The organism is Methylosinus sp. R-45379, assembly GCF_001644125.1.
Classification (GTDB): domain Bacteria; phylum Pseudomonadota; class Alphaproteobacteria; order Rhizobiales; family Beijerinckiaceae; genus Methylosinus.
The window spans coordinates 1-12,654 of sequence record NZ_LUUM01000263.1 but is presented as its reverse complement, the minus strand read 5'-3'; the positions used below and the strand labels follow the sequence as shown (position 1 = coordinate 12,654).

The 12,654-nt window shown below is 62.2% G+C and carries 8 protein-coding genes and 3 pseudogenes; 4 read left to right on the top strand and 7 right to left on the bottom strand.

From position 1 onward, the window contains the following. Positions 1-39: 39 nt before the first annotated feature. Positions 40-1,206: an MFS transporter gene (locus tag A1351_RS15525; protein ID WP_064033407.1), complete on the bottom strand. Its 1,167-nt coding sequence runs from the start codon at positions 1,204-1,206 to the stop codon at positions 40-42. A 99-nt stretch (positions 1,207-1,305) separates the two neighbouring features. On the opposite strand from A1351_RS15525, the gene A1351_RS15520 reads away from it, so the two are divergent. Further along, on the top strand, positions 1,306-2,211 hold the full coding sequence (locus tag A1351_RS15520) for a LysR family transcriptional regulator (RefSeq protein ID WP_064033406.1): 906 nt from the start codon (positions 1,306-1,308) through the stop codon (positions 2,209-2,211). Positions 2,212-2,383: 172 nt separating this feature from the next. Here A1351_RS15520 and A1351_RS15515 read toward each other — a convergent pair whose 3' ends face one another. Then, positions 2,384-3,427 carry an NAD(P)-dependent alcohol dehydrogenase gene (locus tag A1351_RS15515; RefSeq protein WP_024879301.1) on the bottom strand — a complete coding sequence of 348 codons (1,044 nt, stop codon included), beginning with the start codon at positions 3,425-3,427 and terminating at the stop codon, positions 2,384-2,386. 101 nt (positions 3,428-3,528) lie between these two features. Between A1351_RS15515 and A1351_RS15510 the strand changes: the two genes are divergently transcribed. The 3 genes and pseudogenes from A1351_RS15510 to A1351_RS15505 all read left to right on the top strand — a co-directional run. Then, complete coding sequence (locus tag A1351_RS15510) at positions 3,529-4,452, top strand: LysR family transcriptional regulator (protein WP_024879302.1); 924 nt, start codon at positions 3,529-3,531, stop codon at positions 4,450-4,452. Between the two features lie 261 nt (positions 4,453-4,713). Next, positions 4,714-4,974 (top strand): annotated as a pseudogene (locus A1351_RS26220) (MarR family transcriptional regulator); the annotation flags it as partial. Between the two features lie 21 nt (positions 4,975-4,995). Further along, positions 4,996-5,754 (top strand): annotated as a pseudogene (locus tag A1351_RS15505) (transposase); the annotation flags it as partial. Between the two features lie 667 nt (positions 5,755-6,421). Here the strand turns inward: A1351_RS15505 and A1351_RS15500 are convergent. The 5 genes and pseudogenes from A1351_RS15500 to A1351_RS15485 all read right to left on the bottom strand — a co-directional run bounded on the left by A1351_RS15500 (position 6,422) and on the right by A1351_RS15485 (position 12,437). Next, entirely contained in the window at positions 6,422-9,583 is a 3,162-nt protein-coding gene (locus A1351_RS15500) for an efflux RND transporter permease subunit (protein ID WP_064033405.1), read from the bottom strand. Between the two features lie 24 nt (positions 9,584-9,607). Then, positions 9,608-10,843 carry an efflux RND transporter periplasmic adaptor subunit gene (locus tag A1351_RS15495; RefSeq protein ID WP_083967358.1) on the bottom strand — a complete coding sequence of 412 codons (1,236 nt, stop codon included), beginning with the start codon at positions 10,841-10,843 and terminating at the stop codon, positions 9,608-9,610. Positions 10,844-10,916: 73 nt separating this feature from the next. Continuing rightward, positions 10,917-11,384 carry a TetR/AcrR family transcriptional regulator gene (locus A1351_RS15490; protein WP_245275721.1) on the bottom strand — a complete coding sequence of 156 codons (468 nt, stop codon included), beginning with the start codon at positions 11,382-11,384 and terminating at the stop codon, positions 10,917-10,919. A 9-nt stretch (positions 11,385-11,393) separates the two neighbouring features. Then, a pseudogene (locus tag A1351_RS25870) lies at positions 11,394-11,585 on the bottom strand (helix-turn-helix domain-containing protein); the annotation flags it as partial. 192 nt (positions 11,586-11,777) lie between these two features. Continuing rightward, positions 11,778-12,437, bottom strand: a complete 660-nt coding sequence (locus A1351_RS15485; protein WP_198162435.1) for a TetR/AcrR family transcriptional regulator — start codon at positions 12,435-12,437, stop codon at positions 11,778-11,780. Positions 12,438-12,654: the final 217 nt, after the last annotated feature.

The following is a 12,654-nucleotide window of genomic DNA, read 5'->3' as shown; positions in this document are numbered from 1 at the left end:
AAGTTAACGGACAGACTCTGAGAGGTGAAGGTGATAGATTCAGCAGGTGACGCGCCTAGCCGCGCGCTCCTCGCTAACCGCGAGACTTGCGACGAGGATCGCCGCGAGCGGAAACAGCGCCGCCCATAGCGGCACGGCGGCGAGACCGGCGCCGTGATCAATGACGAAGCCGCCGGCCCAGGCGCCAATGGCGTTGCCGAGGTTGAAGGCGGCGATGTTGAACGAGGAGGCGAGGCTCTGGCCGGCGCCTTCCGTCTTCGACAAGACCCACATCTGAAGCGGCGCGACGGTCGCAAACGCTGTTGCACCGAGCAAGCCGACGAGGACGACGGCGGTGAATGGCGACCGCAGGCCAGGCGCCATCAGGGCCAACACAACGGCGAGAGCGGCGAGCGTCGCGAAGACGGTCGGCACTAGCCAGCGATCCGCCAGCTTGCCGCCGAGGAGATTGCCGGCGACGAGCCCACCGCCGAAGACGAGGAGGATCGGCGACACGGCGACTTCCGAGAAGCCGCTGATCCGCGTCAGCATTGGCGCAATATAGGTGAAGACGGCAAAGACGCCGGCGTAGCCGAGAGCCGTTGTCGCAAGGCCGAGAAGGACGGGCGCCCGCAAAATGGCGGCGATATCCGCCCGCCAGTCGCTCGCCTCGACGGGGCGGTCGTCCTCGGGTACGAGGGCGGCGATGATGGCGAGCGCAATCAGTCCGACCACCGCCACCGCCCAGAAGGTGGCGCGCCAGCCCAGATGCTGACCGACAAGCGTGCCGAGCGGCACGCCGAGGATCGTGGCGACCGTCAGGCCGGTGAACATCACCGCGATGGCGGAGGCCTTGCGATCCGCGGCCACGAGGCCGGTCGCGACCACCGAGCCGACGCCGAAGAAGGCGCCGTGCGCGAAGGCGGTCAGCACGCGCGCCGCCATGAGGAAGCCGTAACTCGGCGCGATCGCACAGGCGGTGTTGCCGGCGACGAAGATCGCCATCAGCACGATGAGCACGGTCTTGCGCGGCAAGCGCGCCGTGACGACCGTCAGGACTGGCGCGCCGATGACGACGCCGAGCGCATAGCCGGAGATGAGCAGGCCCGCTGCGACGATCGTCACGCCGAAATCGGCGCTGACCTCCAGCAGAAGCCCCATGATGACGAATTCGGTGACGCCGATGCCGAAGGCTCCGGCCGTCAGGGCATAAAGCGCCAAGGGCATGATTTGTCCCGCGATGGTGTGTGTCGGGACAACAGATAGATGTTCGGCTTCAGGTGATATAGAATGCGGATTGGAACATCATTTATGAATTGAAAGACAATGGCGCGACCTGAGATCAATCGTTCCGGCGAGATGGAAGTCTTCACCCGCGTGGTCGAACACGGTGGCTTTTCCGCCGCCGCCCGCATCTGCCGCATGACGCCGTCAGCCGTGAGCAAGCTCGTCGCACGGCTCGAGGCGCGGCTCGGCACGCGGCTCGTCAACCGATCCACGCGCGCCTTCCAGCTCACGCCGGAGGGCTGCGTCTTCTATGAGCGGGCGACCCGCATTCTGGCGGACATCGAGGACGCCGAGCGCAATGCCGGCGCCGGTGAGCGGCCGGTCGGTCGCATCCGGCTCAACACCAGCGCATCCTACGCCACCCATATCCTCGCGCCGATCCTGCCTGAGTTCCTGGAGCGTCACCCCGGCGTGACGCTCGATCTCGTCGAGACCGATCAGATCGTCGATCTCCTGGCGGAGCGCACGGATGTGGCAGTGCGCGCGGGGCCGTTGAAGAGTTCGAGCCTCGTCGCCCGCAAGCTCGGTGATACCGCGATGGTGATCGTCGCTGCGCCGTCCTATCTCGCCCGTGTCGGCGAGCCGAAGACAATGGAGGATCTCGACAGCCATAATCGCATCGGCTTCGGTTATGTCCGCTCCGTCGATGGCTGGCCGTTGAAGAGGGGCGACGAAATGATTGTCGTGCCGACCGTTGGCCGCGTGCAGGCGAGCGACGGCGAGGCGCTGCGGCACTTGGCGCTCGGCGGCAGCGGACTTGCCCGTCTCGCCGCTTTCACGGTGCGCGACGACATCGCCGCCGGCCGTCTCGTGCCCGTGCTCGGTCACCTCAACCCTGGTGACCGCGAGGCCTTCCATGCCATCCATATCGGCCAGGGCGGACCATTGCCCTCACGCGTCCGGGCGCTGCTCGATTTCCTCGCGGAGTGGGGGAAGGTCGAATAGCTCGAGACAGGCAGAAAGAGGGGCGTAGAGGGTTATAGCGTAGACGTAGCTCTCATCCGGGTCCCGCGTGGCCCGCCAGCCCCGCCGATTGCGCGCTGTGGCGCGATATTCTGCGACATAGCTATGCAAACGCCGCCGATCACCGCACGCCACGGCAAGGCGGAATTGAGAATCAGCTTCCAATTTCACTCTTGAGTCGAACCACAACCTTGCCGAACGGCCCGCGTTCGAGATGATCGAACGCCGCGCGCACGTCCTCAAATCCGTAGACCCTGTCGATCACCGGCTTGATGCCGTGTTCGTCGGTGGCGCGGTTCATGTCCTCGAATGCCCTCCTGTGGCCGACTGAAATGCCCTGGATAATGGCCCTCTTCAGCATCATGGGAACCGCCGACAGCACGATCTCCGATCCCTTCATGAAGCCGATCTGGGCGATACGCCCGCCACTCGCCAGTGCGCCGGCCGACTGGCTGATATTGTCGCCGCCGACCAGCTCGAGCACATGATCGACGCCCCGCCCGTCGGTCAGGTCCAGCGCTGCAGCGGACCAGTCCGGGTTTGCACGAGTATCGATCACGCCGAAGGCGCCGAGCGCCTTTGCGCGTTCAAGCTTCTCCGCGCTCCGGGAGGTGACGATCACGCGGGCTCCGAACGCCCGTGCAAACTGGAGCCCGAACAGGGCGACGCCGCCCGTGCCCTGCACCAGAACCATCTGGCCCGCTTTCAGATGACCGGTCTCGATCAGGGCGAACCATGCCGTCAGCGCCGCAACCGGCAAGGTGGAGGCTTCCTCGTCCGTCAGCGATGCGGGCGCCTTGACGGCGACGACCTCGCGAAGGCTCACATATTCGGCCAGCATGCCCGGAAGCGGTCCGCCGAGCGACAGGCCATGCCGGGTCATCTCCCGCGGTGGCTCGCCGTCGATCCATTGCGTCCAGAAGTTTCCGAGCACCCGGTCGCCGACCTTGAATCGTGACACATCCGCGCCGGTCGCCACGACCTCGCCCGCCATGTCTGATACCGGAACGAACGGCATGGTTGGCCTGTCGGGTAGTAACTCGCCTTCGACCACCAGCTTGTCGCGATAGTTGAGGGAGACCGCCGCAACCCGGATCAGCAGATCTTTGCTGCCCGGCGCCGGCACCGGCGCTTCGGCCAATTGCAGGTTCTTCACTCCGAATGACGGCAGCTGCCATCGTTTCATTATCTCGCTCATTGTCGATCCTTTCACGTGTTAAGCGAGGGATCTTATTGACAATCATATGGATTGTATTGTGACGTATTTTGCGAACATTTCCTCCATTTGGTCTTCAATTGATGAGCCTGAACATTCATTCCCACCTTCAAGGCATTTCCGCCTTCGTCCATGCGGCGGAGACAGGCAGCTTCACGGCAGCAGCCGCACGCATGGGCATGTCGAAGTCCGCGACCGGTAAGAGCGTCGCTCGCCTTGAAGAGCGTCTCGGTGTCCGGTTGCTGGACCGCACCACCCGCAGCCTGAACCTGACGGCCGAAGGGCAGGCCTATTACCAGAGCTGCCTCAAGGTCCTGGAAGAACTCAACGCAGCGGAGACGCTGCTGGCCTCACAAAAGCGCGTCGTATCGGGAACCTTGCGGATCAACCTGCCGATCTCGTTCGGCCGCTTGTGCGTCATGCCCGTCCTCAAGGAGGTCGCGGACAGGAACCCCGATCTCAATCTCGATATCTCATTCACGGACCGCCAGGTCGATCTCGTCGAGGAAGGCATCGACCTTGTGGTGCGGCTTGGCGATCCCGGAGATCACGCGAGCCTGATCGGGCGGCGCATTGGTGCGCAAGGGTCGATCATCTGCGCCGCACCGGCCTATCTGGACCGTTGCGGGCGTCCGGCCTCCGTAGAAGAACTCGTCAATCACGACTGCCTCGCCTTCGCCAAAGATGGCCGCCCGCTGCCATGGGCGGTTTGCGGCCCAGACGGAACGGTCAGGTGGTTCGTCATCCAGCCGCGCCACACCATCAGCCATGGCGAAGCCCTGCGGGACGCGACTGTGAACGGGTTGGGGCTAGCCTACCTTTCGACCTGGCTCGCGGCGGACGATCTCCGCAGCAGGCGGCTTGAAGTGGTGCCGATTCCCACCCCTGCGGAAGACGTCCCCATTACCGCGCTTTGGCCTCGCTCGCGGGACCTGGCGCCCAAAGTACGGGTGGTGGTAGATGCCCTCGTCGAGGCGTTCATACCTACGCACCTGACCGGCTCGTGAGAAAGGGCGGCGTTAGAGGGCTTTAGCGTAGACGTAGTGCTCATCTTCGTCGGGCGTGGCCCGCCATACCCGCCGATTGCCCTCTATGGCGCAATATTTTGCGCGGTAACTACGCAAGGATCGCCGCACTGGCTTATGAGAACGGAGGCTCGTCGGGCGCGCCGTCAAAACGCGGTTCGTCGTTTGGCATGGACCGCTTGACCACAAATTCCGGCACAGGCTAAATGGTTGTATGACACAACGTTTTGCGTCTATGCTCCCATGTCTCTAATGCGTTCCACCGTCGATTCTATCCGCGCCGCATCTCGGCAGCTTGTTCGAGAACTTGGCTTCTTGGGCGGCACTTTCGCCGGAACCGACTTGCCGCCTTCCGCCGTCCACGCCCTGATCGAAATCGACGCCAGAGACGGGATCTCAGCGCGCGATCTCGGCGGAATTCTCCGCCTTGAAAAGTCGAGTGTCAGCCGGATGCTGCGTAAGCTCGTCCTCTCTGGCGATGTCCTGGAGGAGCCGGACGCGGAGGATGCGCGCACCAAGAAGCTCTCTTTGACCGATCCAGACGCCCGGTCGATGGCGACCAGCGGCAAGGGCACGGGTATCGTCGGCTATAATGTTCAGATCGCCGTTGACGCCGAACACCATCTGGTCGTCGCGCACGAGGTGACCAATGTCGGCGCCGACCGCTCGCAACTGGCGGCTATGGGCGGCAGGGCGCGCGATGCGACGGGATGCGAGGAAGTCACCGTACTTGCAGACCGGGGCTATTACAATGGCGAGGAGGTGCTGGCTTGCGAGGGAAAGGGCGTGCTGCCTTACGTTCCCAAGACCCAGACCTCAGGCAACGCCAAACGCGGCCTCTTCACCGTGCAGGATTTCATCTACGACGCCGAGAACGACCGGTATGCCTGCCCGGCGGGCGAGTTTCTGACCAAGGGAAAAATACGCTCAGACCGCCGTGACGATATGGACCACTACCGCAACCTCACGGCGTGCCTGACCTGCGGGCTCAAACCCCAATGCACGACTGACAAGGTCAAACGGCAGAAACGCTGGGAGCACGAAGCGGTGCTCGACCGGATGCAAGCCAGGCTCGACCGCATGCCTGAGGCCATGATCATTCGTCGACAGACCGTCGAGCATCCTTTCGGAACCCTCAAGGCGTGGATGGGCAGCACCCATTTCCTGACCAAGACCCTTGAAAAGGTCAAAACCGAAATGAGTTTGCATGTGCTCGCCTATAACATGAAGCGGATGATCAATATCTTCGGCGTGAAGCCGCTCATGCAGGCCATCGCCGGCTGAACCCGTCGGCCGAATGCACGCGGCATCGTTTCTCGTGCCGGCCCGTGGCCAATATCCGGCAATCAGCTCACGCATCGCTTCAGAGCGCACCGAATTTTTCAGGTTAGATTACAGCGCTCTATTGGACTATGCGAGGGCGGCCAACGCGATCCGAACGGTTTCGGACTGAACGGCTGCACGGTCGTCCGGGCGAAGATAAAACATGGGTTGCCGCGGCCTGTATCACGCTTGGCGACAAACGCATTTTCATATCGAAGTCTTTCCTGAACTCGCCGGCTCGCGCGCCGTCGGACACAATCTTTAGAATATGCTCGAAGATGTCTTTGTGCTGCTCGGGAGGCGCTTCTGGATGGTTGTTGGTAAAGACCGCCTGACCCACGACGGCGCGGTAATTCCCGACCGCAAGCCAATTCAAAATGTGATCGCCCACCAAAGTGAGATGGTCCCGTGCCGGCAGGGCCCTCGCTGCGATTTCAGCCACGGACGAGGAGCATGAGGCGGGCATCGAAATCCGGCGTATCGAAGCCGGATTGGATTTACGCCGATTTCGCAATGCCGACGTATCAGTCGTCCAAGACCTAGAGATCGCCAGCATACGCGCGATGCGTCGACGTCGATGAGGCTCGAACCTCAGCGAGGCCTGCGCCCGTTTTGGACGGGCTAACCTTCACCATGAGTGCTCGCTCGATATTTCCCGCGTCACGGGAGCTCGAGGCTCGACAATTCGGTTCGGTCTGACCCGAAAAGCGCTCGAGACCGAGACGAAGAACGCCGGTACGAAAAAGATCGCGAGAAGCGTCGCGCTGAGCATGCCGCCGACGACCGCCGTGCCGATCGCGATGCGGCTGGCCGAACCGGCGCCGGTCGCGAAGACGAGAGGCAGAGTGCCGGCGACGAAGGCGATGGACGTCATCAAAATCGGCCGCAGCCGCTCGCCGGCGGCGGCGATCGCGGCCTCCGCCAGCGTTGCTCCATTGTCGAAGAACGCTTTTGCGAATTCGATGATGAGGATCGCGTTCTTCACCGCGAGGCCGACCGTCGTGAGCAGGCCGACCTGAAAATAGACGTCATTGGCCAGTCCGCTGCTCAATGTCGCCGTGATCGCGCCGATGACGCCGAGGGGAACGACCAGTATGACGGAAAGAGGGATCGCCCAGCTCTCGTAGAGAGCTGCGAGACAGAGCACGACGACCGTCAGGGAGATGGCGTAGAGCGCGGCTGTCTGCGAGCCGGATTTCTGTTCTTCATAGGAGAGGCCGGTCCATTCGTAGCCGACTCCCGGAGGAAGCTTCTCGATGAGGCGCCGCATCGCCGCCATGGCTTCACCAGTGCTGTGGCCGGGCGCGGGGGCGCCGAGAATTTCGAAGGATGTGAGACCATTGTAGCTTTCTACTTTTTGTGGGCCCAATGTCCATGCGCCGTCGAGGAAGGCGTCGAACGGAACCATTTTTCCCGACGAGTTGCGCACGCGCCAACGCGCGAGGTCGCTCGGCGACATTCGCGAAGCTGTGTCACCCTGGACATAGACCTGCTTCACACGTCCCGCTCGCAAGAACTGATTGACATATTGCGAGCCGAGAGCGCCCTGTATTGTCGCGTTGAGGTCGCTCACCGAGACGCCGAGCGCATTGGCTTTTTCGCGGTCGATCTTCAGCCGATACTGGGGCGCGTCTTCGAGCCCGTTCGGGCGCACGCCCGCAAGTGTAACGTCCTGTGCGGCCATTCCGAGCAGTTGGTCGCGCGCAGCGAGAAATTTGTCACGCCCGAGTTGGCCCCGGTCTTCGAGCTGGAGGTCGAAGCCTGTCGCATTGCCGAGCTCCATCACCGCCGGTGGCTGGAAAACGAAGACTCGGCCGTCGCGACTCCCGGCAAAATGTTGCATTGCGCGACCGGCGACGGCTGCGCCGCTCTGTCGGGGGCTCGGTCTTTCCGACCAATCCTTCAGCTTGATCGCCGCGAAGCCGGCGTTCTGGGCCTGACCGGCGAAATTGAACCCCGAGACGGTCAGCACCGATTCGACATTCTCCTTTTCGGCGGTCAGCAGGTAATCGGCCATCTGCTTGTTCAATGCCGCCGTTTGTTCGGCTGTGGCTCCAGGCGGCATCGTCACTTGGCCGAAGAGGAGCGCCTGATCCTCATCGGGAAGAAAGCCGGTGGGGATTCGGTTGAACAGCACGACCGCCGCCACGGTGATCGCCATGAAGATCAGACGGAACGCGCGCGGGCGCGCGATCAGATTGTGGACGCCATTTTTGTAGCGCTCGGTGAGGCGAGCGAATGTGCGATTGAACCATGCGAAGAAGCCGGCCCCGGGACCGCTTTCCCGCGCCGTTTCTTTCAACAGCGTCGCGCAGAGCGCCGGAGTGAGAATCAATGCGACCAGCACGGAGAGCGCCATTGCCGACACGATCGTGACCGAGAACTGACGATAGATCACGCCGGTCGAGCCGCCGAAAAAGGCCATAGGCAGAAACACCGCCGAGAGCACCAGAGCGATGCCGACGAGCGCTCCCGATATCTCGTCCATCGACGCGCGCGTGGCGTCTCGAGGCGACAAACCTTTTTCGCTCATGAGCCGTTCGACGTTTTCGACGACGACAATGGCGTCATCGACGAGGAGGCCGACGGCGAGCACCATTGCGAGCATCGTCAGCGTATTGATCGAATAGCCGAGAGCGGCGAGCACGCCGAATGTGCCGAGCAGCACGATCGGCACAGCGATCGTCGGAATGAGCGTTGCGCGAAAGTTTTGCAGGAAGACGAGCATGACCACGAAGACCAGCGCGACGGCCTCGAAAAGCGTCTTCACCACCTCCTCGATGGAAAGCGTGATGAAGGGTTCGGTGTCGAGCGGATAGGCGAGCTTGAGGCCGGGAGGGAAAAATTTTTCGAGGCGGTCCAGCTCGGCGCGCACGGCTGCTTCCGTGGAAAGCTGGTTGGCTCCCGGGGCGAGCTTGAGCGCGAGAGCGCCGAACGGCTTGCCATTATAGAGCGATGCCGTCGAATAGGACTGCGCGCCGATCTCGACGCGCGCGACGTCCTTTAATCTCACCTGTGAGCCGCTGGGGTTCACTTTGAGCAGGATTTCCTCGAATTGCTCGGGCGTTTCGAGCCGGGCCGGTCCGATGATTGCGGCGTCGAGCCGATTGCCTCTGCTGGCCGGCAGTCCGCCGAGCTCTCCTGACGAGACTTGCACATTCTGCGCGGTGAGCGCGCTCGTGACATCGCCGACGGTCAGCGAATATTTGTTGAGCTTGTCCGGATCGAGCCAGATGCGCATGGCGTATTCGGATCCGAACGAGGTGAAGTCGCCGACGCCGGTGATGCGCGTCAACGGATCCTTGAGGTTGGAAGAGACATAGTCGTCGATGTCGACAGCCGACATCGCGCCGTCGTCGGAATAGACGCCGACGATCATCATGAAGCTTTTGACCGATTTGTTGACCTTGATCCCCTGCTGGGTGACTTCGGTCGGCAGATTCGGCTGGGCGAGAGACAGCTTGTTCTGAACTTGCACCTGCGCGATGTTCGGATCCGTGCCTTGCACGAATGTCAGGTCGATTTCCATCGATCCATTCGATTGGGCGGTCGAAAGTAGATATTCCAAGCCATCGAGGCCCGACATTTGTTGGAGAATGGGTCTTACCACAGTATCCATGACCGTCTGAGCGGAAGCGCCTGGATAGGTGACCGTGATCGAGATTTGCGGCGGAGCGATGCTGGGATATTGCGCGATCGGCAACCGAAAGATCGAGATGCCGCCGAGCAGCATCACGATCAGGCCGAGAACCCATGCGAAGACCGGACGGTCGATGAAGAAGCGTGACATCGATGGAATCCCCGTGGCGAAACGTCAGGACCGTTTGTCGGCGCGGATCGCCGCGTCTTCGACCGCGGCGGGTCGAACGACATCGCCGGGACGTATGTTCTGCAATCCATCGACGATCACGCGCTCGCCCGCGCGGAGGCCGCCGATGACGATCCATTGATCGCCGATCGCTTGACCTGTTTGTATGATGCGCAGGCTCGCCTTGTCGTCGTCTCCGATCAGTAGGACGGTCGCGTCTCCATGCGTATTGCGGGAGACTGCTTGCTGCGGTATCAGAACGCCGTTTCGATCCACCCCTTCCTGAAGGGAGGCATGTACATACATGCCCGGCAACAGGAGGTGTTTGGGGTTGGGGAAAATCGCCCGCATGAGAACCGTGCCCGTCCCCTCGTCGACGGTGACCTCCGAAAATTGCAACTTTCCCGCGACATCATATGTGCTGTTGTCTTCGAGCTTCAAAGTGACCTTCGCCGCGCCATTGCCGATGCTTTCGAGCCCGCCGCTCGCCAGCGCTTTCCGCAGACGCAGTAGTGTTGTCGCCGATTGCGTCACATCGACATAGATCGGGTCGAGCTGCGTGACCGTCGCGAGAACATTGCTTTGGTTGGCGATCACGAGCGCGCCCGGCGTGACTGTGGATCGACCGATACGGCCGGAGATGGGCGCCAGAACTTTCGTATAGGAAAGATTGATCTTCGCCTGGGAGATGCTCGCTTGGGCGATGGCGATATCGGCCTCCGCTTGTTGGGCTGTCGCCACGGCGTCCTCGACGTCTTGCTTGCTCACGGCTTTCATGGCGGACAGCGACTTGTAACGAGTGGCTTTCGCGTTTGCCGCTTGATAGGTCGCCCGATTGCGCGCCAATGTGGCGACCGCGCTGTCATAGGCCGCTTGGTAGAGAGCGGGATCGATCTGATAGAGTTGCTGGCCTTCTTTGACTTCGCTGCCTTCTTCGAATAGCCGTTTCAGGACGACCCCATTGACTTGGGGTCGCACCTCCGCGGTCAGGACAGCGGTCGTGCGGCCAGGCAATTCCGTCACGCGCGTGATCGGTTGGAGATGGACGACGACATAGCCCGCCTGCGCAGGCGGACGCGTCGGCTCGGCGGCCAGCGCTTGTTCGCAGCTCGCAGCGACCGCAATAGACAGCAGCGCGAAGAAAGCGCCGAACAGCCCTGCTGCGGCCGAGCGCGAAATCGGTGCTTCGGGTGTCATGACAATCGAGGGCGACAAAGAGACACGGTGACGCGTCGGTATCATGTGCGGCTCCGCTCGAGAGAGTGGGGAAAACATAGCGCTTTTCGTCGTAGGGCTTCGGAGAGGCCGAGGCCCCTCATTCGCCGCCTTTCTGGGTCTTCGCGGGCGATCCGCGGGAGGGCGGCGCCGAAACGGCTCGACCGAACATGTCCGCGAACTGTTCCAGAAGCCGTCTCGTCATTTCGGGGGAGGTCTCGAGAATCTCGCGATGGACGAAACCCAGCTCGAAGCCCAGACTGAGCAGCATTTCGGCGGCGGAGCCGACATCGAATTCAGGTTCGGTAATTCCAGCGTCGACGTAGCGAGCGAGCCGCGCTTCGAGGCCGCTCCTGATTTCTTCACGGATCCAGATGCGGTTCAAATGCGTTTTGAAGGCTCGATCGAGCAGGGCTCTCGAGATCACGATGCGAATTCGGTCCGAACGTTCCGAGATTTTCTCGACCAAATGCGCGAGCATCTCGCGCGCTTCTTGCGCCATGGTCGAACAAAGCGGGCGCCCCAGGAAGAGCGCCGCGTCGGAGCGGTCATCCTCCTTGTCGAGCACCGCGAGCAGCAGGCCTTCCTTGCCGCTGAAATATCGCTGGATCAGGGCCTCCGAGCATCCTGCGGCGTCGGCGATGGCGCGCGTCGTCGCTCCCTCGTAGCCGCATGCGGCGAACGCCGTCGCTGCGGCCGCGATCAGAGCGTCGCGAGTGGCTTGGCGGTCGCGGGCTCGCGGCTTGCGGACCAGGTCGTCGGAGTGCATATCGCCTCGTAAGTAAGTATGTGAACACATACTTACGGGGCATGAGCTATCGGGTCAAGAGCCTCGGCGCAAGAAAATGCGGGCGAGTTCGCGCTATCGCGGCAAGTCGGAAACGTCAGGTCGTTCCAAGCCGGTCGGCTCGGAACAGCGGGCGTGCCGCCGGTCTCGATGGAGAGGCCTCGTAGTCGACGATCATCTCTCTCGAAAAGGCTCCGACGGAGCATAGGCGGCGAGAAAAACCCCGACTCCGGTGGTGATCGTGCGGTTGCGCTCGGTCGCCGACAATGCCGACTCGTCGCCGAGCATGGCCCGCAACTGAAGGTCGCCACGGATCAGGCCGATAAAATGCTTGGCGACGTCGCGGGGAACGGACCGGCGGAGCGAGCCTGCCGCCATTGCGGTCTCGAACACCTCCGCCAGTCGCGCGATCAGCCTGTCCGGCCCGTTCTCGTAAAAGAGCTTGCCGAGTTCGGGAAAGCGCCGGGCCTCGGCCGCGACGATCCGGTTCGTGGCCACCACGTCGGGAGACAGCAATAGATCGAGCACCGCGCCGGCAAGACGCTCCATTTTGCTTCTCAAATCCGCGGCGCCCGTCACCCCTGACACCAGGCCGGATGAAAACCGGTCGCCGGCCGCCCAGATCACAGCCGTGAACAATTCATCCCGGCTGCCATAATGCGCGTAGAGCGTCGCTTTGCTGACGCCGGCTTCCTGAGCGATCGCCTCCATCGATGTTTCGGCGAAGCCTCGGCTGAGAAACAACCGGTGAGCCGCCTCGACGATGCGCTCGACCGTTCGCGGCCCTCTCGTCCTTACTTTCGGCCTGCCGGGCTCCGCCATTGCGATCCTCATTCGATATCCATAACTGAACGGCATCGTTCAATAGTTGACGGTTCGCATGGTTATTGATAGCCTTTTGCGGTGGAAATGCAAAACCAACCCGTTCATTTGAACGGGGCGCGATGTTTCGGAAGAGATGGTCGCGGGGCTGCGCGCGTCCGTCCAATCCCACAAAGCACGCCGTCGCCGTCAGGGTAGGCAAGAGGGAATCATGACCAACATTGTCTGC